Genomic DNA, 23,357 nt, shown 5'->3' on the forward strand with positions numbered 1-23,357 from the left:
CATATACGACGAGGGGAGTCGTCGATGAGCCTGACCTCGGACCAGTCCTCGGCTGCCCCGACGGCCGCGGCGCAGAGCCCGAAGATCCCGAACCCGTCGGTGGCACGGCCGTCGGTGGACGCCGGGTCCTTCGAGACCGCCGGCGCAGTGCGAACCGACTCGCTGTCGATCGACTCGGTGTCGACCGGCACGGTGTCGACCGGCACGCCGGTCGACCCGGTGGTGGGCGCGATGCGCCGTGGCCGCGACCATCTGCTCTCCCTGCAGGCTGAGGAGGGCTGGTGGAAGGGCGAGCTGGAGACCAACGTCACCATGGACGCCGAGGACCTCATGCTTCGGCAGTTCCTCGGCATCCTGACCCCGTCGACGGCCACTGAGACCGGACGCTGGATCCGTTCCCAACAGCTCTCCGACGGCGGCTGGGCCACCTTCTACGGCGGCCCGTCCGACCTTTCGACCACCATCGAGGCCTACGTCGCGCTGCGGCTCGCCGGGGACGACCCGGACGCCCCGCACATGCGCTCCGCCGCCGAGTGGGTGCGCTCCGCGGGCGGCATCGCCGCGTCCCGGGTGTTCACCCGGATCTGGCTGGCGCTGTTCGGCGAGTGGTCCTGGGACGACGTCCCGGTGCTGCCGGCGGAGATGACCTTCCTTCCGCCGTGGTTCCCGCTGAACATCTACGACTTCGCCTGCTGGGCTCGCCAGACCGTGGTGGCGCTGACGATCGTCGGTTCGCTGCGGCCGGTGCGTTCGTTCGGGTTCACCCTGGACGAGCTGCGAGTCCCGGCGCCCAAGGCGGCCAGGGCGCCGCTGCGGAGCTGGGCCGGTGCGTTCGAGCGGCTCGACTCCGTGCTGCACCGCTACGAGAAGCGGCCCTTCCAGCCGCTGCGCCGGCTCGCGCTGCGCCGCGCCGCCGAATGGGTGATCGCCCGCCAGGAGGCGGACGGCTGCTGGGGTGGCATCCAGCCGCCGATGGTCTACTCGATCATGGCCCTGCACCTCATGGGCTACCCCCTGAACCACCCGGTGATCTCGATGGCGTTCCGCGCCCTCGACCGGTTCACGATCCGTGAGGAGACACCGGAGGGCACGGTGCGCCGTATCGAGGCGTGCCAGTCGCCGGTCTGGGACACGGCGCTGGCCGTCGTCGCGCTCGCGGACGCCGGTCTGGGCGGTGACCACCCGGCTATGGTCCGGGCCGGTCGCTGGCTCGCCGACGAGGAGGTGCGCGTCGCCGGTGACTGGGCGGTGCGCCGTCCCACCCTCGCGCCGGGCGGCTGGGCGTTCGAGTTCGACAACGACTTCTACCCGGACGTCGACGACACCGCCGAGGTGGTCATCGCCATCCGCCGCCTGCTCGGCGACGGTCACGGCCCGGTGGACCACTCCGACGGCTCCGGCCCCGGCTCGGCCGCGGACCCGGAGCTCGCCGCCCGGCTGCGCGCCGCCGCGGAGCGGGGCGTCGACTGGTCGGTGGGCATGCGCTCGTCGAACGGTGCCTGGGCGGCGTTCGACGCCGACAACGTGCGCACCCTGGTCACGAAGATCCCGTTCTGCGACTTCGGTGAGGTGGTCGACCCACCGTCGGCGGACGTCACCGCGCACATGGTCGAGATGCTCGCCCTGCTGGGTCGCTCCGACCACCCGATCACCCAGCGCGGGGTCCGCTGGCTGCTGGACAACCAGGAGGCCGGCGGGTCGTGGTTCGGCCGCTGGGGCGTGAACCACGTCTACGGCACCGGCGCGGTCGTGCCCGCGCTGATCTCCGCGGGTGTCAGCGCGGAGCACCCGGCGATCGTCTCCTCGATGCACTGGCTCGTCGAGCACCAGACGCCGGAGGGCGGCTGGGGCGAGGACCTGCGCTCCTACCGCGACGACGAGTGGATCGGGCGCGGCGAGCCGACGGCCTCGCAGACCGCCTGGGCGCTGCTGGCGCTGCTGGCCGCCGAACCGGCGTCCGGGACCGCCGAGTGGGAGGCGGTCGAACGCGGCGTGCGCTGGCTCTGCGACACCCAGCGCCCCGACGGCACCTGGGACGAGCCGCAGTTCACCGGCACGGGCTTCCCCTGGGACTTCTCCATCAACTATCACCTGTACCGGCTGGTCTTTCCCGTGACGGCACTCGGTCGGTACGTGACCCTCACCGGCAGGTCGACGTCATGAGCATCCCGGCAGCAGACAACGGGGGCGACGCCGACCACGGCGGTTCGCCCACCGTTACCCCGCGCGACGCCACGGCGCCGAGCCTCGGATCGCCGGGCTTCGGCCCGGCCGCCGTGCGGCCCGCGTCGCCCGTCGCGCCCGCGTCGCCGGTCGTGCCTGTGGTACCGGCGGCACCGGTGGTGCCCGCGGGTGCCGCGGTGCCCGCGGCCGCGGTGCCGAGGGCGGCCATCCCCGAGCAGGCCGGCGCGGTGCCGCCGGCCGGCGGGCCGTCGCGGGCCGGTTCGGCGCTGCCGTCGGTCGGGTCGCGGCGGGGGGCGGCTTCGGCCGCGAGCCCGCTGGTGACCCGGGCGGTGCCCGCGGCGGTGAGCCCGGCCCCGAACGGGGCCGCGGCCGCGGCCCGGGTACGCACGGTGAGCGCGAAGGGGTCGCCGGTCCAGCCGGCACCCCGCACCCCGCGTCTCGTCGTCGCCGCCCCGCTGCGTCTCGAGGGATTCGCGATCGGCCGGGCCGACCTGCCGCCCGGCACCGTGATCGTGCGGACCGGGATGGGCCCGGACAAGGCGCATCGCGCGAACCGCGTGGTCCGCGATGCCCGGCCGGACGCGGTGGCCGTCGTCGGTCTCGCCGGTGGGCTCACCGTCGAGACGAAGCCCGGCGACGTGGTCGTCGCGAGCGAGGTGCGCCTCGCCGACGGCACAGTGACGGGGACCTGCCCGACCGCCCCGCTGCTGGCCGGCGAACTGCGCCGTGCCGGCCTCCGGGTGCACGTCGGACCGGTCGTGTCGGTAGCCCAGGTGGCGGTCGGATCGGCCCGCGCCGAGCTGGCCGCGACCGGTGCCATCGCCGTGGACATGGAGTCCGCCGCCCTCGCCCCCGGTGCTGGCACCCGCCCGTTCGCGGTGATCCGGGTGATCGTGGACACCCCCGACCAGCCGCTGGGCCGGATTGACCTGGTCCGGCGCGGGGTGGCCGGGCTGCGCACGATCAACCAGCTCGGCCCGGCGATCCGCGCGTGGGTGGAGGCGGTCAGCAGCCGTCGGCTGCTCCTCGCCGAGCCGCGCGCCTTCTGCGCCGGGGTCGAGCGCGCCATCGAGGTGGTCGAACGGGCGCTGGAGATCCACGGCGCACCGGTCTACGTCCGCAAGCAGATCGTGCACAACACCCACGTCGTGGCCGACCTGGCCAGCCGCGGCGCGGTCTTCGTCGAGGAGTTGGACGAGGTCCCGCCCGGCGCGACCGTGGTCTTCTCCGCGCACGGGGTCGCCCCCGCGATCTGGGACGAGGCGGGCGAGCGCGACCTGGCGGTCATCGACGCCACCTGCCCGCTGGTGGAGAAGGTGCATGCCGAGGCGCGGCGGTTCACCGCGCGCGGCGACACCGTCCTGCTCATCGGGCACTCCGGCCACGAGGAGGTGGACGGGACGCTCGGCGAGGCACCGGGGCGGATCCAACTGGTCGAGTCCGCCGCCGCGGTCGAGGACCTCGAGGTCGCCGACCCGGAGCGGGTCACCTACCTCATGCAGACCACGCTCGCCGTGGACGAGGCCGAGGAGGTCGTCGACGCGCTGCGCGACCGCTTCCCGGCCGTCGTCGGCCCCGGCTCGGCCGACATCTGCTACGCGACGTCCAACCGGCAGAACGCGGTTCGCCGGGTGGCCGCCGAGGCGGAGCTCGTCCTGGTCGTCGGGTCGGAGAACAGCTCGAACTCGCGCCGGCTGGTCGAGGTCAGCGAGCGGGACGGCGTCGCCGCGCACCTCGTCGAGAGCGTCGAGGACGTCCAGCTCGACTGGCTCAAGGGGGTGCGGACCGTCGGCATCTCCGCCGGGGCCTCCGCGCCGCCGCTGCTCGTCGAGGAGCTGACGGCGGCACTGTCGGGGCTGGGGTCGGCGTCGGTGTCGGTCCGTTCCGTGGGCTCGGAGTCGATCTCCTTCCACCTGCCGAAGGAGGTCCGTCGACCGCTCTCCGAACGGAGATGACGCGCGGTCAGGCAGGCACGCGTCAGTTCCAGCGCCGACGGCCCGGGTTCATCGGAACCCGGGCCGCCGGCGTTGTCGGCCGGTTCCTGACATCGGGCGCGCCGTGCGGTCAATTCCTGACACCGCCACGGGGCGGACGGCCCGTTCGGGTATGTGCTCGGCCGCGTACGTGTCGCGTGAATGTCAGCCCGGAGAGTGGACCGCCGGCGCCGGAAGCCACTCATCCGGCGACCCACCGGGAACGGCCCGCCGCCTCCTCCGGGATTAGCGGACCGGGTGCCGGAGTCAATTCGCGCAGGGTGACCAGAGCCCGGTAAATGCCCTGGTCATGGTTACCGCCAGTAGCGCGTTCGAGATCCCCGGTCTATGGCCGGTGTTCGCCATGTCGGCTGCCGGACTTCTCGAGGACACACTCGCCGGGACTGCCCCCTGTTTGCCCGTGGTGTGTGCCAGAACTCATTCGCTGATCCACATGCAGCCTGTACGTACACACTGTATGGTCTTCCCAAGACCTCGGGTCGCCTCTGAGCGGCCGACGAAAGGGGGGCGTGAGCCGTGGCTGTCGCCTGGCGGTACTCACTCCGCGTTGGAACGTATCTGGCGAAGCAGAAGCTGCTCCGCCGGAAGCACTTTCCGCTCGTTCTGGAGCTCGAACCACTGTTCGCCTGCAACCTGTCCTGCACGGGTTGTGGCAAGATCCAGCACCCCGCATCCGTCCTCAAGCAGCGGATGAGCGTCGAGGACGCGCTCGCCGCAGTCGAGGAGTGTGGCGCGCCCGTCGTCGCGATCGCGGGCGGCGAGCCGTTGATGCACCCTCAGATGCATGAGATCGTCAACGCCCTCGTGAAGCGCAAGAAGTTCGTCATCCTCTGCACCAACGGGCTGCTGCTCCGTAAGAAGCTGAAGAACTTCACTCCGTCGCCGTACTTCACCTTCGTGCTGCACATCGACGGGCTGAAGGAGCGTCACGACGCGATCGTCGAGAAGCCTGGCACGTTCGACGAGTGCATCGAGGCCTTCAAGGCGGCCAAGGCCGCGGGCTTCCAGGTCGGCAGCAACTCGACCTTCTTCAACAACGACAGCCCGCAGGATGTCATCGACATCATCAACTTCCTGAACGACGACCTCAAGGTCGACCAGATCCAGCTCTCGCCGGGCTACGCCTACGAGAAGGCTCCTGACCAGGAGCACTTCCTCGCGGTCGAGGAGACCCGGCAGATGTTCTCGAAGGTGTTCGGCGACGGTCGGCGCAAGAAGTGGCGCCTCAACCACTCGCCGGTCTTCCTGGACTTCCTCGAGGGCAAGAAGGAGCTCTCCTGCACCGCGTGGGGGATTCCGAGCTACTCGCTGTTCGGCTGGCAGAAGCCCTGCTACCTGATGTCGGACGGGTACGTGACGTCCTACAAGGAGCTCGTCGAGACGACGGACTGGGACGCCTACGGTCGCGGCAAGGACCCGCGTTGCGCCAACTGCATGGCGCACTGCGGCTACGAGACGTCCGCCGTGCTGGCGACGATGGGCTCGCTCAAGGAGTCCATCCGGGCCGCGCGGATGGGTGCCTGACACCCAGATCGGCGCGTTGACGACAACGCCGCCCCGACCCGGAAACGGGTCGGGGCGGCGTTTGTCGTTCTCCGTACCCGAGGCCAACCGCACCCGATACCTACCGCACCCGATGCCGAACTGCGGTGCTGTCCCGCGGGCCGTCGTGCTGTCCCGCGGGACGTGCCCGCGGGACAGCGGTAGGCGGCCGGGTGTCTTCGTAGCGGCCGCCGGATCTCGGCGGTCCGTCGTGCTGTCGCCGTCGGTCGGTCGGTCAGTCGGTCGGTCAGTCGGACGCGGGAGGAGCGCCGGCGCTGACGGCGGGCTGGTCGGCCAGGTCGCCGCCGCGCCGGCCCAGGCCGCGCAGGAGACGGTCGAGCACGATCCCGACATCGGTGCGGGCCCGGTCGGGATCCGCCGCCCGCGCGGTGTACAGGCTCGCCTCGGACAGCAGCGCCGCGACGAGCCTGGTCAGCGGTGCCACCGGCAACGGGTCGATGCGGCCCTCGGCCACCGCCCGCTCGAGCCATTCCGAGAGCAGGCGGTAGCCGTGCTGCTCGACGAGCTGGTCCCAGGCGTCGTTGCCGAGGACAGCCGGGCCGTCGATGAGCACGATGCGCTGGAAGTCGCTGTCGGTGGTGGAGATGTCCAGCAGCGACTGGAAGCCCGTGCGCAGCTGCGTCCAGGCGTCGCTGGGCAGCTCCGCGCCGCGGGCCAGTTCACCCGCGACCAGCTGCTCCGCGACCTCCATCGCGACCTGCTCCATGACCGTGCGGAACAGGTCAGCCTTGTCGCGGAAGTGATGGTAAAGAGCTCCCCGGGTGACCCGCGCGTCCGCGACGATCTCTTCGGTGCCGGTCGCGGCATAGCCCTGTTCGGCGAACCGGCGCCTTGCCGCGGCCAGCAGTGCCTGTCGGGTATCGGCCGTCTGTTCGGGCCGACGGCTGCGTGTCACCCCTTGATTATGGTGCAGGTTCGGCCGAGACACCGGCGGCTGCCCGCCACGCGGTCCGTTCCACATCCTCGTCGAGGTCCGTCACGGCCCCTCCGGGGTGGGCGCGCTCGGGCGTTACACGCTCGCCGCCCGCAACCCCCGCGCTGGAACGCAGCCGTGTGGCCGGCACGAACAGCACCGCTACCAGCGCGAGCAGCGCGAGTGGCGCGCTGGCGAGGAACACGTCGGACACTCCGAGCCCGTACGCGTGGTGCACGACGTCGGCGACCGGGCCGGGCAGCGCTGTGGGATCGGGCACGGAGCGGCCGTCCCCAAGAGTGTCGGCCGGCAGGCCGTGCGAGCGCAGTCCGGAGACGGACGACACGCTGACGCGATGGGCGAGTAGCGCGCCGAGTGCCGCGACGCCGCTCGTCCCGCCGACGCTGCGGAAGAACGCCACTGTGGAGCTGGTCACCCCGAGATCGGCGGCGTCGGCGGAGTTCTGCGCGGCGAGCACCAGGTTCTGCTGGGTCATGCCCAGTCCGGCTCCCACCAGGCTCGCGAACACCGACACCGCGACGAGGTTCGTGTGCTCACTGATTGTGCTCAGCAGGACGAGGCCCGTCCCGATCAGGATCGTGCCGGCGATCAGGTAGCGCTTCCAGTAGCCGGTGCGGCTGATGGCACCTCCCACCACCAGCGACGAGACGGCCAGGCCGCCCACCATCGGCACCGTGAGCAGCCCCGACAGCACCGGGCTCTCCCCACGGCCGAGCTGGAAGTACTGGCTGAACAACAGATTCGCGCTGTACATGACGGTGCCGAGGCAGGCGCTCGCGGCCACGGCCAGCACGATCGTCCGGTTACGGAACAGCCGCAGCGGGACGATCGGCTCGGTGGCGCGCGTCTCGACCCAGACGGCCACGGCGAGCAGCGTCAGCCCCCCGCCGAGCAGCAGTGCTGTCTGCGCGGACGCCCACGGGAAGCTCGACCCCGCCAGCGACGTCCAGATCAGCAGGGCGCTCACGCCGGCGGCGATCAGGGTCGCGCCCGCGTAGTCGATGGAGATCTCGCGGCGCACGGTGGGCAGCCGCAGCGTCCGCTGGAGAATGACGAACGCGACGATGGCGATCGGCAGGCTCAGGTAGAAGCAGCCGCGCCAGCCCAGGCCTGGGATGTCGACGATCACGCCGCCGATGAGCGGGCCGCTGACGGTCGACACGGCGAAGGTCGCGCCCAGGTAGCCGTTGTAGCGCCCGCGTTCACGCGGCGCGATCATCGCGGCTATCGCGATCTGGACCAGCGCCGACAGCCCGCCGACGCCGACGCCCTGCACCACGCGGAACGCGATGAGCATGCTCGTGGACGTCGACAGCCCGGCCAGGAGGGATCCGCCCACGAAGATCCCGAGGGCCGTCTGGACCAGCACCTTACGGTTGAACAGATCCGCCAGCTTGCCCCAGATCGGCGTGGTGGCGGTCATCGCCAGCAGCGTCGCCGTGATCATCCAGGTGTAGCTGGTCGAGCTGCCGTGCAGGTCGGAGATGATCCTGGGCAGCGCGTTCGTCACGATGGTGGAGGAGATCATCGATACGAACAGGGCCAGCAGCAGGCCGGAGAGGGCCCGCATGGTCTCGCGGTGGGTCAGGCCTGCCGGGCTGGCCCGGCGCTGGCGCCGCTCCTCGGCTGAGTCATGGTCCGATCCCGGTGCGCGGGTCACGGCGTGCGGTTGGCCGCCCGGCGGCAAGCCGGGGGGCGGCGTCATCGAGGTCGACGTGGCCTGCTCCCCTGGTCACTGGTTCGCCTGTTGATTGGTTGTTACAACTAAATTTTAGTAAAGCATGAGGTGGGGGGTCCTGGGGAGTGGCCCGCGCCGATTTCTCCCCGCAGGGGTGTGAGCTTGCGCTCCCGGGGCCGGGTGGGAGCGGTCGGCAGCGGGCCGCCCGACTCCCGCCCGGCCGCTGGTCAGGCCAGGTCGGCGAACACCACGACGTTGTCCCGGTAGCTGGAACGGGCCTGGTCGAAGACACCTCCGCAGGTGATGAGCCGCAGCGCGGGCGCCCCCGTGGAGCCGTAGACGTCGGCGGGCACTGCGTCCTTCGGGAGGCGGGCCAGCCTGCGTACCACGAAGACCGCGGACGACCCGTCGGCCCGGTCGACCTCCACCCGATCGCCGGCGGCGAGTTCCCGCAGGCGGAAGAAGACCGCCGGGCCCGTCCGCGAGTCCACGTGTCCGGCGATCACCGCGGTGCCCGTCTCACCCGGTTCGGGACCGGCGGCGTTCCACCCGGTCTCGCTGAACCCGTCTGGTGCCTGCAGCCGCCCGCCACCGTCGAGGGACAACGGCACGACGGGCGCCGAGACGGCAATGGCCGGGATCCGGACCCGTACCGGGTCGGCGACCTGGGTCGAACCCGCGCCCGTGCCGGCCGTGGTGCCCGTGCCGGCTCCGGTGCCCGTGCCCACGGTGGACGACGTCACCGCTGGCGGCGTCGACCGGTCGGCGGCCGCGGGCGGGGTCGCCGGCGTCGAGGCAGGCCGGTCCGGTCGTGGCCCGCAGGACACCGACCAGGGGAACAGCAGCACGAGGGCCGCGGCCGGCAGCAACGCGCGTCGCCCCCGCCGACCCCGCCGCCCGAACGGCCCGGTCCCGCCCCGGGTCTCGATCCGGTATCCGTCTCCGGACCGGGCCCTGGTCAGATCTCGGCCCGCGCCCGGCGCCGCCGCGCGCCGAGGCCGGTCAGCACGCCGAGACCGGCCAGTGCCCCGATGCCGGTGCCGCCCGCGGCGAGCGCGAGTCCGGGCCCCTGCCCACTCTCGTCCCGGGCCGCGGTGGCCTGGCCCGCCCCGCCGGTGCCGAGCGCGGCGGCCGTGCGCGCGGTCCCGCCGGCCCCCGTGTCGATCCCGCCGGCGGGAAGGGCGGAGTCGCCGTCCCGGGCCGCCGCGGCGTCACAGCGCCGGCGCAGCTCGATCAGCTCCTCGCGGGTCACCGTCGCCGGCAGGTGCTCGCAGTCGGGGACGGGCGCCCCCTGCACCGAGGAGGCACCCGGCCGCGTGGGATCGGGCACGGCGGACGGCGCCGTCGGGTCGCCCGGGACAGCGGGGACCGGCGCGGGTGTCTCGGACGGCGCGGGTGCCGCGGACGGCGTGGACTGTGCCGGTGTCGGCACGGCCGGGGTGCTGGCCGCGGACGCTGTGCCGGTGGCGCCGGCGCCGGCGAGCGCGGCGGCCAGCCCGACCGCGCCCAGCAGCCTGGACCCGGGCGCCGCGGTGCGGCGGGTGGCGGCCGGGCGGGTGGCGGCCTGGCGTCCCCGCGCCGCGTGATCGTGAGCGATGTGACCCATGGAGTTGTGACCTCGCTTCGGTGCCTGCGCGCCGCGGCGAGCCCGCGGCGCGCAAGCGACACTCGTCGCCGATCGTGGGCTCGCGGTGAGACGCGGGTGAGACCCTTCTCATCGGCCGTGGAGCCCGGCCCGCGCCGGGAGCCGGAGACCCCCGTTAGCCTTAGTCACCGTGAGGCCCATCCGGCGGGACCGGCGGCACCGGCGGATCACCCCCGCCCGTGTCACCTCCGCGGACGTCGTCCGCCGGCTGCTCGTCGCCGTCCCCGGTGTCGTGCTGGCGGTTGTCGTCGCGGCCGCGATCGCCGCGCCCGGGTTCGGGGTCGCCGTGACCGGCGGAAGCCTGCCGCCGCCACCCGACCTCGGCGGACCGATCCTCCTGCCGGCGGGCGTCTCGGCATCGCCCAGCCCGCCGTCCGCGATGCCCGTTCCCACCGAGCCCGCGCCGCGTGTCGAGAGCGACCTGGCTGCCCGGCGCCGGCTCGCGGCCATGGTCGAGGCCGGCCGGCTCAGACCCGGGGCGGAGGGGTTCGCCGACCCCACCGGGGTCCCCGCGGTGACGTACCGCCCGCTGCCGGCGGACGTACCGAGCGCGGACCCCGCGCAGGCCGCGGAGCCGGAGCCGGCCCCAGGGCGCGAGCCGGTGACCACCGAGGTCTCGTCGGTACCGGCGACGGCGTGGCCGGCGCCGTCCGCCCCGGCCACGCCGTCGCCGTCGCCGTCGAGATGAGGAGATTCTCATCCAGCGCACATGCGTGCCGGGGGATCCGTCGACCAGGCTGGTAGGTCGTGAGGCTGTCCCGGACGCGCCGCGTCGTGCGCCATGTCGCGACCTCCGCACGCCTGCACATCCTCGGCTGGCAGGTGCTGCTGGTGGCGGTCGCGCTCGCCGGGTCGGTGCTGGTCTCGCGCGAGGTACTCCTCGCCAGGGCGGACGAGCGGGTCGACCGGGGCCTGGCCCGCCAGGTCGCCGAGCTGCGCCGCCTCGCGACCGCCAGCGTCGACCCGCGGACGTCCCGGCCCTTCTCCGACGTGCGCGAGCTGCTCGAGGCGCACCTGGAGCGCACCATCCCGGGGTCCAACGAGACCATGCTCGCGCTCGTCGACGGCCGGCCGTTCCGGCGCAGCGCCGAGGAGCCTGTCTATCGGCTGGACAACGACCCGCGGGTGGTCGCGGCCTTCGTCGCGGGCCCGCAGCCGCGGTACGGGACGATCACGACGCCGGCGGGTGAGGTGCGGTTCGCCACCGTCCCGGTCCAGGTGGCGGGGGCCCCGGAGCGGGGCGTGTTCGCCGCTGCCGTCTTCGTGGACCGCGAGCGGGCCGAGGTACAGGAGGTGGTCCGGGTGCTGGCGATCGCCGGGTTCGCGGCCCTGGCTCTGGCCGGTGCCGGCGGGTGGCTGGTGGCCGGCCGGGTGCTCGCGCCGGTGCGGGAGCTGCGGCGCACCGCCCAGGCCATCAGTGACACGGACTTCTCCCGGCGCATCCCCGTGGCGGGCCGGGACGAGATCGCCGAACTGGCGCGCACCTTCAACAGCATGCTCGACCGCCTGGAGGACGCCTTCGCGACCCAGCGCGCGTTCGTCGATGATGCCGGCCATGAGCTTCGCACCCCCATCACGATCATCAGCGGGCACCTGGAGCTGCTCTCCGACGATCCGGCGGAGCGCATCGAGACCGTGGCCCTGGTCACCGACGAGCTGGACCGGATGAGCCGGATGGTCGACGACCTGCTGACCCTGGCGAAGGCCCGGCAGCCCGACTTCCTGCGGGTCGAGGATGTCGACCTTGTCGCGTTCACCGACGATCTGCTGTCGAGGGTCGGCGCGCTGGCGCCGCGGCGGTGGCGGCTGGCGGAAGCCGGCTCGGGCACGGCCGTGATGGACCGCCACCGGATCACGCAGGCGCTTGTCCAACTGGCGCAGAACGCCGTGCAGCACACGGGCGAGGGTGACGAGGTGCGCCTCGGCTGCCGGCCGCGTGCCGGCGTGGTCTGCTTCTGGGTGGCCGACTCGGGTCCAGGGGTCGCCCCCGAGGACCGGGACCGGATCTTCGAGCGGTTCGCCCGTGGCCGGCCGGGCCGCGGGACGTCCGAGGGCGCCGGGCTCGGCCTGGCGATCGTGCGGGCGATCGCGGTGGCACACGGCGGGGACGTCCAGGTCCTCGGCGGGCCCGGCGAGGGAGCGACCTTCGAGCTGACGGTGCCCCGCCGTGGCCCGGCCGGTACGGCGCGGGCAGGTGCCGGCCAGAGTGGCGCGGGACGGGCTGACCAAAGCGGCGCGGGACGGGCAGGTGCCGGCCAAGGCGGCGCGGGCCGGGCCGGGGCTGTGGCCGGGGGGCGGGACTGAGATGGCCAACCGGGTGCTGATTGCCGAGGACGAGTACCGGATCGCCTCGTTCATCGAGAAGGGCCTGCGTGCGAACGGGTTCCTGCCGGTCTGCGTCGGTGACGGCGCGTCCGCGCTCGAGGTCGCCCTGCGGTGCGAGGTCGACCTGATCGTCCTCGACCTCGGCCTGCCCGACATGGACGGCTTCTCCGTCCTGCGGCGGCTGCGCGGAGCCGGGGTGGACGTGCCGGTGGTGGTCCTGACGGCGCGCGACGGCGTGCGTGACACCGTGGCCGCCCTCGAGGGCGGTGCCGACGACTACATGTCCAAGCCGTTCCGGTTCGAGGAGCTGCTGGCGCGCATCCGGCTGCGGCTGCGGGCGGACCGGGCGCCCGAGGCGACCGTCCTGCGGGTCCGGGGGGTCAGCCTCGACCTGCGTACCCGCCGGGCCCAGGTGGGCGGCCGGACGGTCGACCTGACGGCCCGGGAGTTCGTGCTCGCGGAGACGTTCCTGCGCCACCCCGGCCAGGTACTGGCCCGCGAACAGCTGCTCTCCGCGGTCTGGGGTTACGACTACGACCCGGGCAGTAACGTCGTGGACGTCTACGTCGGATATCTACGCCGCAAGATCGGCGCGGACTGTATAACCACCGTACGTGGGATGGGATATCGGCTGGAAGCCTGACGGACCCGGCTCGCCGCATCCTGCCACATTATTCGGGCGGGTACCCCTCGATTCTTTCTTCGGATACCGGCGGCGCCGGCTGTGTGGCATCCTCCCTGGCGTGCTTCCACTGCTGGTGATTGCGCTGATCTCGCTCGCGTCCTGGATTTTCCTGGCGCTGTTCCGAGGATTCTTCTGGCGGACCGATCAAAGGCTGCCCGCCGGCGACGGACCGCCACCGGAACAGTGGCCGGCGGTAGTCGCCGTGGTCCCCGCGCGTGACGAGGCGGACGTCCTTCCCGACACGCTTCCCTCACTGCTCGCGCAGGACTATCCCGGGTGCCTGAGCATCATTCTGGTGGATGACGCCAGTACCGACGGGACGGGCGAGCTGGCCCGGGAGCTGGCGGCGCGGGCGGCGGCGGCCCGTCCCGAGGCGGCGGTGGCGCTCACCGTCATCGGGTCGAGCGAGCCGCCGGCCGGCTGGACGGGCAAGCTCTGGGCGCTGCGGCACGGCATCGCCGCGGCCGGCGCGCCCGAGTTCCTGCTGCTGACCGACGCCGACATCGCGCACGATCCGAGCTCGGTGCGCGAGCTCGTCCGGGCGGCGACGGCCCGCCGGCTTGATCTCGTTTCGCAGATGGCGCGGCTGCGGGTCAACACCGGATGGGAACGCCTCATCGTGCCATCCTTCGTCTACTTCTTCGCGATGCTCTACCCGTTCCGGTGGTCCAACGACCCGGACTCGCGGGTCGCCGCCGCCGCCGGGGGATGCTCGCTCGTCCGCCGCCGGGCGCTCGCCGACGCCGGTGGGCTGGACGCCATCCGGGACGCGGTGATCGACGACGTCGCGCTGGCCCGCGTGATCAAGAAGTCCGGCGGGCGGACCTGGCTCGGGCTCGCCGACCACGTCTCCAGCCACCGGCCGTACCCGCGGCTGGCGGACCTGTGGCACATGGTGGCGCGCACCGCCTACGCGCAGTTGTTCTGGTCGCCGCTGCTACTCGTGGGCACGGTTCTCGGGCTCGGCCTGGTCTTCGTCGCCCCGGTCGTCGCGACCATCGCCGGCATCGCCGCCGGAAACGTGGCGGTGGCCGCCGCCGGGCTGCTCGCCTGGTCGGTCATGATCACGACGTTCGGACCGATGCTGCGGTACTACGACCAGCCCGTGCTCTCCTCGCTCGCGCTGCCGTTCACCGCGGCCCTCTACCTGGCCATGACCATGGACTCGGCCCGGCGGCACCGCGCCGGCCGGGGCGCCGCCTGGAAGGGGCGCACCTACTCAGCTCCCGCCGGGAAGCGGGTCGGTCAGGGAGCCGGTCAGGACGCCGGCCAGGGAGTCGAGACGGCGGCGCAGGGCGAGGGCGTCGTCCGCCAGCGCGCAGACGAGGACCCCCGGTCCGGCCAGGGGCATCAGGGCGACACTGTCCCCTACCGCGGCGGTGACCGGCTCGAGACCGGTCGCCGGCCCGGCGACCAGGACTGACCCGACGGCACGGGCGCCGGCGAGTACCGCCGGCCCGGCCACCCCCGGGACGTGCGGGCCCAGCCGCAGCTCCTGGTGCAGCAGCGGCCGTCTCCGCGGCCCGGGGGCGGGATCGGGGGCGGTACCGGCGTCGGTGGTGGGCGCCGGGCCCGGTGCCTGGTCGACGTCCACCCGGAGGGAGGTCTCGAGGTCGCCGCCCGGCTCGCCGAAGCGGCCAAGGATGATCTCCTCGCGGTACCGCAGCCGCGCGTCCGCCGCCAGGATGATCTCGGTGGTCATCCGGTGGCGGGCTCCCCGGGCGACGACCGTCGGCTCCGGGAGGAACGACAGCGTCGCGGCCGGCCCGACCTGGGCCCGCAGCGCGAACGTCGACGGCCCGGCGCCGTGGCCGGGCAGGGCCACGGTCGCGGCCACCGACCGCACCACCAGGTGCGCCCCGGCGCCGACGACGATGTCCAGGCCCAGGTCGTCGCCGGCGAGCGGGCCACCCGCACCACCCACAAGGTGGACCACCACGACGCGCCCCGACCCGCCGGTGCGCCGCGGCAGCACGGGCACCGCCGCGCGCAGCTCGGTGATCCTGGCCGTCCCGCCGCCGTCCAGCTCGACCTGGAGCGCGGCGCGCGCCCGAACGGTCGTGCGGGACGGCGCCACGTGCGGGCTGACCGCGGGCGGGCTCGCTGCGGACGAGTTCACTGCGGGCGGGCGGGCGACGGCAGCTGGGCGAGGACCCAGTCGGCGACGTCCGAGGCTCCCGCGTCGGAGCGGAGGCTGGTGAACAGCACCGGGCGGTCGGCGCGCCCGCCGCGCATCGCGGCCGCGTCCCGGGCCATCACGGCCAGGTCGGCGCCGACGAGCGGAGCGAGATCGGTCTTGTTGACGACCAGCAGGTCGCTGCCGGCCACGCCCGGCCCGCCCTTGCGGGGCACCTTGTCGCCGCCGGCGACGTCGATGACGAAGATCTGCCGGTCGACGAGGCCGTAGCTGAACGTCGCGGTCAGGTTGTCGCCACCGCTCTCGACCAGGATGAGGTCGAGCCGGCCGAGGTCGGACTCGAGATCCTCGACCGCGTCGAGGTTGGCGGTGATGTCGTCGCGGATCGCCGTGTGCGGGCAGCATCCCGTCTCCACCGCGCGGATGCGCCCCGGGTCGAGGACCCCGGCCGAGCGCAGGAAGTCTGCGTCCTCGGTGGTGTAGATGTCGTTCGTCACCACGCCGAGCCTGATCCGCCCGGCCAGCGCCCGGCACAGCGCGGCCACCAGGGCCGTCTTCCCGCTTCCCACCGGGCCGCCGACCCCCACCCGCAGGGCCCGGTCGGTGGGCGCCGGCCCGGCGGGCGTGCCCGGCGGGCTCTGCCAGCGCGGGCCCGCGCCCCCGGACGCGGCCGGCGCGCCCCCGCCGCCGAGAGGCCGATCGTGTTCCAGGTGCACCGGTCGCTCCTCGTCTCGCTGGGTCTTGCTGGTCGGCGCTGGTCTGTGCTGATCGGCGCAGTCACGCGCGCCCCGGGCTGGCACCACAGCCCGGCCTGCGCAGCGTAGCCCCGTGCTGCGACAGTATGGAAACGGAAGATCGATAACGTTGTTTTTTATTGGGAACGGCGTTACGGTCGATGGGTGGACGAGATCGAGACAGTGGATGTGACGGTTCTGGAGGCCGGGCGAACGAGCCTGCTGCACGCGCGGGTCGAGCCCGGTGGCCCGGGCCGGTCGGGGCGGGTGCTCGTCCGCCCGGCCGAGGGCGGCGGGCTGCTCGGGTGGCGCCTGCGGCCACAGGGGTGGTGCCGCGGCGACGTCTGCATCCCCGCGTCCGTCGCCGCGCGGCGGCTCGGCGCGGGGGAGCGGGGGCTCGGCGCGGAGGACTGGATCGACGTCGCCGAGTTCGCCGGGCTGACCGGGCGGCTCGCCATGGTCGACGCGGCGCGGGGGGTGGCCGCGCTCGGCCCGGCGGCGGCCAGCCACGAGCTGCGCGGCCTGCTCGACGGCGGAGCCCCCGACGCCGGTGTCGCGCCTGACGCCGGTGTCGCGCCTGACGTGGCGCTGCCCGACCTGGAGGGCAGACTGACCGCGCTGTCGGACCTGCGGGGGCGCAAGGTCGCCGTCGTCGCCTGGGCGTCCTGGTGCGGCTGCCGCTACGACCTGCCGGCCTGGGCGGCCCAGCACGACGAGCTCGCCGATCAGGGGTTCACCCTGGTCACGGTCGCGCTGGACGCGGACCCGGCGGCCGCCAGGGAGTGGATCGACGCCGCCGGCGGAAACCATCCCGCGTTGATCGACACCGACGGGGTGCTGGCCGGGCGCTACAACCTGACCAACGTCCCGACCGTGTTCTGGATCGACGAGGCCGGCCGCCTCGTCCGGCCGCCCGACACGCAGACCGCGACGGACACCTTCCGGTCCATGAACGGCATCGACTCCGCCCGCGCGCTCGCGGCGCTGCGCAGATGGGTGACGACCGGGCGACCGGGGCTCGGCGCCGAGGACGTCCGTCGGCACCTGCGCCCGCCGTCCGATGACGACCAGCGCGCCCGGCTGGCCGCCGCCATCGGGATCCATCTGTACCGCGCCGGCCAGATCGAGGCAGCGGCGGTCTACCTCGAGAAGGCGGGTCGGCTGGCGCCCCACCAGGTGGCGATCCGGCGCGGGACGATGCGGCTGCGCGGCGCCGACCCGTTCGGCCAGGAGTACTTCGACCTGCGGGCCGAGCTGGAGGCGAACGGCGTCCCGATCTACCGCCCGCTCCCGGACTGGCAGGCGGAGGAGACCGGCGCCGCACCGCCCCCGCCCGTCGAAGCGGCCGGGTCGGGTTGCGGTGGCGGCCGGCGCCCGCGGGTGGACCGGTGAGCGTCGCGGACGGCGCCGTCCGCCGTTCCCGTGCCGTGGCGGGGGAGGCGCTGCGGCGTGAGGCGATCGAGGCGGCCGCCGAGCTGCTGGTCAGCGCCGGCCCGCAGGCGCTGACGATGCGGCGTGTCGCCACGGCGATCGGCGCGTCGACCACCGTGCTCTACACGGTCTTCGGCGGCAAGGACGGCGTGGCCGACGCGCTCTACCGGGAGGGGTTCGAGCGGCTGCGGGCCCGGCTCGAGGCCGTCGTGGCAGCCGACCCGCTCGTCCGCCTGCACGAGCTGGCCCACGCCTACCGGCGCAGCGCGCTCACCGACCGGTCGTTCTACGCCGTCATGTTCGAGCGGGCCGTGCCCGGTTACGAGCCCGGCCCGGAGTCGCTGAAGGTGGCGCGCGCGAGCCTGGCCGTCCTCGTCGACGCGGTGCGGGACGCGATGGCCGCCGGGCTGCTCGGCGGCGACGATCCGGAGCCGGTCGCCCGTCTCCTGCACGCCGCCGCCCACGGCGCGGTCAGCCTGGAGATCTCCGGTCATCTGGAGGGCGAGGGCGCCCTGCGCTGCTTCCGGGAGCTGACCGCGGCGGCCTTCGCCGCCAGCGCGCGGCCCGCCGCCCGCTGACCCGGTGGCTCCATCAGGAGGTGAACATCCGGACCTCGGCGGTGCGGTGCCGTTCGGCCAGCAGGTCCAGCTGGGGCGCGCTCCCGGCGGGCAGGCGCTCCGGGGCGCGCAGCGCCGACGCCGTGTCGGCGGCCGCCGCGATGCGGTCGACCTCGGCGGCGATCTCGGCGAGGACACCGGTGACGGCCAGCGGGTCGAGCCCGAGCAGGCGGACGGCCGCCGTCGCCGGGCCGTTGACGGACGCGTGGGCGGCCGCCAGCGCCGCGTCCCGCGGCTCGAGCCCGGCCGCGGCGGCGACGATGCCGAGCGCCACACAGTGGTGTGGCGCCGCCGGATGCGCCGGGACCGCCCAGGCCGCGCGGGCCACCCGCATCAGGGTGCGGCCCTGCGCGCGGCTGGCGGCCCGCTGGGCGGGCGAGGGCGTGCGGGCGTCGACCTCGGCCTCGAAGACGGCGAGGACGTCCGCCGCCAACTCGGTAGCGGGGCCGGCCGCACGGACCGACCAGCACACCGCCGCCGCGAAGGACGCGGCGAGCAGCCCGGACGTCGCGAGGCGGCCGCGAAGGAACTCGGCGAGGTCCCTGAGCCCGGTGATGCTCCCGTCGAGCACGGCGGCCTCGACGCCTCCGGAGTGGGCATGCCCGCCGGCGGGTAGACGCCCGTCGGCCAGGAGCAGCAGCGCTGCCCGTGCCTCCACGTGACCTGTCATTGGTGGGTCCGCGTCCATCCACCTATCTTTGCCCACCACGCCCTGTGCTCCCGGCCCGGGCCGCCGGTCCGGATCGCGCGCGCCGTCGCAATCGACCGCCGGACCGGGTCCGGCAGCAGGTCACGTCGGCGACAGATCCACCATCGTGAGCTCCCGGATATGGCAGCGTTTGCGGCCGTCGCCGCGGAGCCGGCGGCAGGCCTGAAGTGCGGCCGGCAGCGGTCCGGCCGCGTCGGAGATGGGGGATGACCGTGTCTGTTCTGAGCTCGGGGCGACCCGCGCGGCTCGGGGGCATCCGCGCCCGAGTCGCGCTCACCCTGGTCACGGTCCTGGGACTGTCCTCAGGACTGGCCGCCTGCTCGGACCGCCCGCCGAAGCCGAGCTGCCGGGCCGGCTACGTGGCCGAATGGGATGATGACGACCACGAGTGGGAGTGCGAGCGGCGGACGTCGAGCTCGAGCGGCACCGCCGGCGGCTCCAGCTCGCACCGGTCCGGTCGTCGCTGACCACGCCGTCAGGCATCCGCTCACATCGTCAGGCACCTGGCCACACCGCCAGTCATCCGCCCGACATCTGTCCGGCACCGTCCGACGTGCCGCTGGAGGCAATCGATGGGATCGTCCGTGCTCACACCGTTCGCCGAGCTGGGGGCCTTTCGGCCCACGGACGCCGCCCCGCCGGTGGCGGCCGCCGGGCTCGATCCGGGCCAGCTCGATCTGGACAAGATCGTGGCGTTCTACCGGCGGTACGGGTTCGTGATCCTCCGCGGCGTCCTGGGCGAGCCGCTCACCACCCAGATCGAGACCGAGTGCGCCGCCGCCCAGGCCGGTGTGCTCTCCGGTGCTCTTCCCGCCCGCCACGGCTCCACCCAGTACCTCGACGACGCCGGCAAGGCCGCGCGCTTCGTCAACTACGTCGAGCACGTCGAGGAGCTCGCGCCGTCCGTGCGCGCGGCGGCGGCCCATCCGGTGCTGGTGGACGTCGTCCGTAACCTGATCGGTCCCGGGGCGGGCCCCGGAATCTGGCTGAACGACTCGGACAAGGCCGGCATCATCTACCAGGACGCCCGCCCGGGCCGCGAGTCCGGCTACAGCCGCATCGGGTGGCACTCCGACTGGCAGGCGATGCCCAGCCTGGACGTCTGGCCCGGGCTGGCGTTCACCATCCACATCGACGCGACGAGCCCGGCGAACGGCTTCCTGCGGATGGTGCCCGGCAGCCACCAGTGGGCCACACCCGCCCCGTACCGCAACATCAACGGTGTGGCTGTCCCGGCCGACGCCCGCCCGGCCGGCGGGTACACCGACACGCCGCCGCCGTTCGAGATGCCGCTCGGGTTCGAGAAGGTCCCCGGCGAGATCGCGGTGTACGCCGACCGGGGCGACGTCCTGCTCCACGACGCCTACACCTGGCACGCGGCGGCACGGGCGACCGACGACTCGGCCGTGCGCCGGCACGTGCGCGGCTCGTACTTCGCCGGGGACGAGTCGTCCTACCGCCCGCAGTTCGTCAAGAACGCCGCACGCTGATGCCGGGCGCGGTGCTGTGGCCGCGCCCGAGGTACGTCTCCCGCAGGTGGTGGACGTCCTCGGCGGGCAGCTCCACGCCCGCCGGTACGACGAGGTAGGCGTGCGGGGCGATCCGTTCGATGTGCCCGGCCAGGGCGTAGACGGCGCCGGCGGCGAAGTCGAGGAACCGGCGTTCCAGGGTCTCGCCGCCGTGCTCGAGATCCACCAGCATGGGAATGCCGTCGCGCAGGCGGTCCACCGGCTGGGAGAAGTCGTTGTAGTTGGTCGGCGCGACGATGGGCACGGTGGCCCGGGCCCGGGCTTTTCGGGGCGTGGTCGCGTCCATCGGGGTGCCTTTCGTGAGCCGGGCCAGGGCGGCACAGCACATGATTCCCGACCGGCCCCGCGTTCCGGCGGCGACACGCCGAGACGGGACCACTACAGGCTGCGGGCACGGCGGCGGCCGTGGGTCAAGCCCCCGGAGGTCCGAAAACCCGGCCGCGCGCCATCCCCGGCGGGCGCCGCCGGCCCTGGATGAGAGGCAGGATCAGAAGAGGAAGTACCGCTGGGCCATGGGCAGCTCGGCGGCCGGAGCCGCCTCCACCGCCTCGCCGTCGATGCGCACGGTGAAGGTGTCCGGGTCGACGCGGATGTCCGGCGTCGCGGTGTTCTCCGGCAGGTCCGCCTTGCCCCGCCGGCGGACGTCCGCCGTGGCGACCATCGGCTTCGCCAGGCCCAGCCGCTCGTTGAGGCCGTCCTGCAGCGCCGCGGGCGCGACGAACATCAGCGAACTCGCCGCGGCCGGGCCGGGGGCGGCGCCGAACATGGGCCGCGGCAGCACCGGCTGCGGGGTCGGGATCGAGGCGTTCGCGTCGCCCATCGCCGCCCACGCGATGAAACCGCCCTTGAGGACCAGCGACGGCCGCACCCCGAAGAAGGCCGGCTCGTAGAGCACCAGGTCGGCCAGCTTCCCGGCCTCCACCGACCCGATCTCGGTGTCCAGGCCGTGCGCCACCGCCGGGCAGATCGTGTACTTGGCGACGTAGCGCCGGGCCCGGTTGTTGTCGGCGACCGTGTCGCCGGGCAGCGCGCCGCGGCGGCGTTTCATGACGTGCGCGGTCTGCCAGGTCCGCGTGACGACCTCGCCGATGCGGCCCATCGCCTGCGAGTCCGAGCCGATCATCGAGATCGCGCCCAGGTCGTGCAGGATGTCCTCGGCCGCGATCGTGGACGGCCGGATGCGGCTCTCCGCGAACGCCAGGTCCTCGGGCACCGACGGGTTCAGATGGTGGCAGACCATCAGCATGTCGAGGTGCTCGTCGAGGGTGTTGACCGTGTGCGGCCGGGTGGGGTTCGTCGACGACGGCAGGATGTTCGGGAACGACGCGACGGTGATGATGTCCGGCGCGTGCCCGCCGCCGGCACCCTCGGTGTGGTAGGCGTGGATCGCCCGGCCGGCGATCGCGGCGAGGGTGTCCTCGACGAATCCGGCCTCGTTGAGGGTGTCGGAATGCAGCGCCACCTGCACCCCCGAGGCATCGGCGACACGCAGGCAGGCGTCGATGGCCGCCGGGGTGGTGCCCCAGTCCTCGTGCAGCTTGAAGCCGGCCGCGCCGGCGCGCAGCTGTTCCCACATCGCGTCCTCGCTGACCGTGTTGCCCTTGCCGAGCAGGGCGACGTTGACCGGCCAGCCGTCCATCGCGGACATCATCCGGTGCAGGTTCCACGGCGACGCGGTGACGGTCGTCGCCTTGGTGCCCTCCGCCGGCCCGGTGCCGCCGCCGATGAGCGTGGTGACGCCCGTGCCGAGGGCCTCGGGGACCTGTTGCGGGCAGATGAAGTGGACGTGGGTGTCGACCGCGCCCGCGGTGAGGATCTTCCCGTTGCCCGCGATGATCTCGGTGCCGGGGCCGATCACCAGATCCGGGTGGACGCCGTCCATGGTGTCGGGGTTGCCGGCCTTGCCCAGCGCGCTGATCCGTCCGTCCCGGATGCCGACGTCGGCCTTGACGACTCCCCAGTGGTCGAGCACGACCGCACCGGTGATCACCAGGTCGGGTGCGCCCTGCGCGCGGGTGGCGCGGGCCTGGCCCATCGACTCGCGGATGACCTTGCCGCCGCCGAACACCGCCTCGTCGCCGGTGGCCGTGCCGCCCGGGCCGCGGCTGAGGTCGTCGGTGACCTCGATGAACAGGTCGGTGTCCGCGAGGCGGATCCGGTCGCCCACCGTCGGCCCGTACAGGGTGGCGTACCGGGACCGCTCCAGCTCACTCACTCCCCGCTCCCCTTACGGTCACCGCGGCCACCGTCGAGCGGGCCGGCCCACTCCGGGCGCAGCCCCGGGACGACCCGGGCGCCGGCCAGGGCGACCAGCTCGACCTCGCGCTCGACCCCGGGCTCGAACCGGACGGCGGTGCCCGCCGCGACGGCCAGCCGGTAGCCCCAGGCGGCCTCGCGGTCGAAGTCGAGAGCCGGATTCGCGGCGGCGAAGTGGTAGTGCGACCCGACCTGGACGGGCCGGTCGCCCGTGTTGCGCACGACCAGCACCCGGGTCGGCCGGCCCGGGTTCAGCCGCACCGTGCCGGGCGCGGTGACGATCTCGCCGGGGATCAAGGGGTCGCCGGGGATCAAGGGATCGGCTGGTGGACGGTGACGAGCTTCGTGCCGTCCGGGAAGGTGGCCTCGACCTGGACCTCGGCCAGCATCTCCGGCACGCCCTCCATGACGTCGTCGCGGGTCAGCACGCCCCGCCCGGCCGCCATGAGATCGGCGACGGTACGCCCGTCCCGCGCGCCCTCGAGCAGGAACGAGGTGAGCAGCGCGGTCGCCTCCGGATAGTTGAGGCGCAGCCCGCGTGCGCGGCGTTCCCGGGCCAGTCCGGCCGCCACATGGATGAGCAGGCGTTCCTGTTCATGCGGGCTCAGCAGCACGAGCGCGAAGCCTACACGCACCCGCCCGCCGGCCCGAACCACCCGCGCCCCGGCCGCGTGCCAGCCCTGTCGACGTCCCTTCGCGCCCACTTCGTGCCGTCTTCGCGCGGGGCCCGGCCGCCGGTTTGCGGACATCGTCATTTCGACCGGCCGGTGCGCCCGCCCGCCGGTTTCCCTTTTCGCCGGTGTTTCTCGCCGGTGCCGCCGAGATGACGTCGGTGATCTCCCCGTTTTCGGATTCGGTGGCCCGGATCGTGAAATGGCCCGATGTCCCGGGAACCGTGGGTCCCGATGCCTGGTAACTGGTTGTTCACGTGACCGC

The 23,357-nt window shown here is 73.6% G+C and carries 20 protein-coding genes and 2 pseudogenes; 11 read left to right on the top strand and 11 right to left on the bottom strand.

What is annotated here, in order from left to right:
* Positions 1–24 precede the first annotated feature (24 nt).
* The 3 genes from shc (at position 25) to hpnH (ending at position 5,702) form a co-directional block, all read left to right on the top strand.
* Positions 25–2,163 carry a squalene--hopene cyclase gene (gene shc / locus E0504_RS33800; RefSeq protein WP_131626588.1) on the top strand — a complete coding sequence of 713 codons (2,139 nt, stop codon included), beginning with the start codon at positions 25–27 and terminating at the stop codon, positions 2,161–2,163.
* Complete coding sequence (gene ispH, locus E0504_RS33805) at positions 2,160–4,139, top strand: 4-hydroxy-3-methylbut-2-enyl diphosphate reductase (RefSeq protein WP_131626589.1); 1,980 nt, start codon at positions 2,160–2,162, stop codon at positions 4,137–4,139. Before shc ends, ispH begins: the two co-directional genes overlap by 4 nt.
* Positions 4,140–4,694: 555 nt before the next feature.
* Entirely contained in the window at positions 4,695–5,702 is a 1,008-nt protein-coding gene (gene hpnH, locus E0504_RS33810; RefSeq protein WP_018503788.1) for an adenosyl-hopene transferase HpnH, read from the top strand.
* A gap of 265 nt (positions 5,703–5,967) precedes the next feature.
* Here hpnH and E0504_RS33815 read toward each other — a convergent pair whose 3' ends face one another.
* The 4 genes from E0504_RS33815 to E0504_RS33830 form a co-directional block, all read right to left on the bottom strand.
* The gene (locus tag E0504_RS33815) at positions 5,968–6,636 is read right to left on the bottom strand and encodes a TetR/AcrR family transcriptional regulator (protein ID WP_020463162.1); all 669 of its coding nucleotides are present in this window, start codon (positions 6,634–6,636) and stop codon (positions 5,968–5,970) included.
* 7 nt (positions 6,637–6,643) lie between these two features.
* Positions 6,644–8,380, bottom strand: a complete 1,737-nt coding sequence (locus E0504_RS33820; protein WP_112109336.1) for an MFS transporter — start codon at positions 8,378–8,380, stop codon at positions 6,644–6,646.
* A gap of 200 nt (positions 8,381–8,580) precedes the next feature.
* The gene (locus tag E0504_RS33825; RefSeq protein WP_235015095.1) at positions 8,581–9,222 is read right to left on the bottom strand and encodes a class F sortase; all 642 of its coding nucleotides are present in this window, start codon (positions 9,220–9,222) and stop codon (positions 8,581–8,583) included.
* Between the two features lie 89 nt (positions 9,223–9,311).
* Positions 9,312–9,959, bottom strand: coding sequence for a hypothetical protein (locus E0504_RS33830; RefSeq protein ID WP_112109337.1), 648 nt, complete (start codon positions 9,957–9,959; stop codon positions 9,312–9,314).
* 169 nt (positions 9,960–10,128) lie between these two features.
* Between E0504_RS33830 and E0504_RS33835 the strand changes: the two genes are divergently transcribed.
* The 4 genes and pseudogenes from E0504_RS33835 to E0504_RS33850 form a co-directional block, all read left to right on the top strand.
* A complete protein-coding gene (locus E0504_RS33835) occupies positions 10,129–10,686 on the top strand; it encodes a hypothetical protein (protein ID WP_112109338.1) in 558 nt (185 codons plus the stop codon).
* Positions 10,687–10,745: 59 nt separating this feature from the next.
* Positions 10,746–12,302 (top strand): cell wall metabolism sensor histidine kinase WalK, encoded by a 1,557-nt coding sequence (locus E0504_RS33840; protein ID WP_235015097.1) that lies wholly within the window; start codon positions 10,746–10,748, stop codon positions 12,300–12,302.
* 1 nt (position 12,303) lies between these two features.
* Positions 12,304–12,966 (top strand): response regulator transcription factor, encoded by a 663-nt coding sequence (locus E0504_RS33845; RefSeq protein WP_112109361.1) that lies wholly within the window; start codon positions 12,304–12,306, stop codon positions 12,964–12,966.
* Between the two features lie 115 nt (positions 12,967–13,081).
* Positions 13,082–14,170: pseudogene (locus E0504_RS33850) on the top strand (glycosyltransferase); the annotation flags it as partial.
* Positions 14,171–14,227: 57 nt separating this feature from the next.
* Here E0504_RS33850 and E0504_RS52490 read toward each other — a convergent pair.
* Both E0504_RS52490 and ureG read right to left on the bottom strand, forming a co-directional pair.
* On the bottom strand, positions 14,228–15,127 hold the full coding sequence (locus E0504_RS52490; RefSeq protein ID WP_160144388.1) for an urease accessory protein UreD: 900 nt from the start codon (positions 15,125–15,127) through the stop codon (positions 14,228–14,230).
* On the bottom strand, positions 15,124–15,861 hold the full coding sequence (gene ureG / locus E0504_RS33860; RefSeq protein ID WP_020463153.1) for an urease accessory protein UreG: 738 nt from the start codon (positions 15,859–15,861) through the stop codon (positions 15,124–15,126). The genes E0504_RS52490 and ureG overlap by 4 nt, the downstream gene beginning before the upstream one ends.
* A 201-nt stretch (positions 15,862–16,062) precedes the next feature.
* Between ureG and E0504_RS33865 the strand changes: the two are divergent.
* Positions 16,063–17,181, top strand: a pseudogene (locus tag E0504_RS33865) (redoxin domain-containing protein); the annotation flags it as partial.
* An 86-nt stretch (positions 17,182–17,267) separates the two neighbouring features.
* Entirely contained in the window at positions 17,268–17,888 is a 621-nt protein-coding gene (locus tag E0504_RS33870; protein ID WP_112109362.1) for a TetR/AcrR family transcriptional regulator, read from the top strand.
* Between the two features lie 13 nt (positions 17,889–17,901).
* Here the strand turns inward: E0504_RS33870 and E0504_RS33875 are convergent, their stop codons facing one another.
* A complete protein-coding gene (locus tag E0504_RS33875) occupies positions 17,902–18,597 on the bottom strand; it encodes an urease accessory protein UreF (RefSeq protein ID WP_235015099.1) in 696 nt (231 codons plus the stop codon).
* 245 nt (positions 18,598–18,842) lie between these two features.
* On the opposite strand from E0504_RS33875, the gene E0504_RS33880 reads away from it, so the two are divergent.
* Together E0504_RS33880 and E0504_RS33885 are read left to right on the top strand one after the other, a co-directional pair.
* Positions 18,843–19,103, top strand: coding sequence for a hypothetical protein (locus E0504_RS33880; protein WP_071060393.1), 261 nt, complete (start codon positions 18,843–18,845; stop codon positions 19,101–19,103).
* 105 nt (positions 19,104–19,208) lie between these two features.
* Positions 19,209–20,126 (top strand): phytanoyl-CoA dioxygenase family protein, encoded by a 918-nt coding sequence (locus tag E0504_RS33885; protein WP_112109342.1) that lies wholly within the window; start codon positions 19,209–19,211, stop codon positions 20,124–20,126.
* Here E0504_RS33885 and E0504_RS33890 read toward each other — a convergent pair.
* The 4 genes from E0504_RS33890 to E0504_RS33905 form a co-directional block, all read right to left on the bottom strand.
* A complete protein-coding gene (locus tag E0504_RS33890) occupies positions 20,107–20,451 on the bottom strand; it encodes a cell division protein SepF (RefSeq protein ID WP_071060395.1) in 345 nt (114 codons plus the stop codon). The two genes, E0504_RS33885 and E0504_RS33890, sit on opposite strands and share 20 nt — an antisense overlap.
* A 201-nt stretch (positions 20,452–20,652) precedes the next feature.
* Positions 20,653–22,380 carry an urease subunit alpha gene (locus E0504_RS33895; protein ID WP_131626591.1) on the bottom strand — a complete coding sequence of 576 codons (1,728 nt, stop codon included), beginning with the start codon at positions 22,378–22,380 and terminating at the stop codon, positions 20,653–20,655.
* The gene (locus E0504_RS33900) at positions 22,377–22,718 is read right to left on the bottom strand and encodes an urease subunit beta (protein WP_071060462.1); all 342 of its coding nucleotides are present in this window, start codon (positions 22,716–22,718) and stop codon (positions 22,377–22,379) included. Before E0504_RS33900 ends, E0504_RS33895 begins: the two co-directional genes overlap by 4 nt.
* 14 nt (positions 22,719–22,732) lie before the next feature.
* Positions 22,733–23,035 (bottom strand): urease subunit gamma, encoded by a 303-nt coding sequence (locus tag E0504_RS33905; RefSeq protein WP_026239939.1) that lies wholly within the window; start codon positions 23,033–23,035, stop codon positions 22,733–22,735.
* Between the last annotated feature and the right edge of the window lie 322 nt (positions 23,036–23,357).

The sequence above is a fragment of the Parafrankia sp. BMG5.11 genome (assembly GCF_004337455.1).

What these genes read in the sequence shown, in the direction of transcription:
- shc (WP_131626588.1), top strand. Translation starts at nt 25, where the DNA reads ATGAGCCTGACCTCGGACCAGTCCTCGGCTGCCCCGACGGCCGCGGCG.
- ispH (WP_131626589.1), top strand. Translation starts at nt 2,160, where the DNA reads ATGAGCATCCCGGCAGCAGACAACGGGGGCGACGCCGACCACGGCGGT.
- E0504_RS33820 (WP_112109336.1), bottom strand. Translation starts at nt 8,380, where the DNA reads ATGACGCCGCCCCCCGGCTTGCCGCCGGGCGGCCAACCGCACGCCGTG.
- E0504_RS33830 (WP_112109337.1), bottom strand. Translation starts at nt 9,959, where the DNA reads ATGGGTCACATCGCTCACGATCACGCGGCGCGGGGACGCCAGGCCGCC.
- E0504_RS33845 (WP_112109361.1), top strand. Translation starts at nt 12,304, where the DNA reads ATGGCCAACCGGGTGCTGATTGCCGAGGACGAGTACCGGATCGCCTCG.
- E0504_RS33875 (WP_235015099.1), bottom strand. Translation starts at nt 18,597, where the DNA reads ATGACAGGTCACGTGGAGGCACGGGCAGCGCTGCTGCTCCTGGCCGAC.
- E0504_RS33880 (WP_071060393.1), top strand. Translation starts at nt 18,843, where the DNA reads ATGACCGTGTCTGTTCTGAGCTCGGGGCGACCCGCGCGGCTCGGGGGC.
- E0504_RS33885 (WP_112109342.1), top strand. Translation starts at nt 19,209, where the DNA reads ATGGGATCGTCCGTGCTCACACCGTTCGCCGAGCTGGGGGCCTTTCGG.
- E0504_RS33890 (WP_071060395.1), bottom strand. Translation starts at nt 20,451, where the DNA reads ATGGACGCGACCACGCCCCGAAAAGCCCGGGCCCGGGCCACCGTGCCC.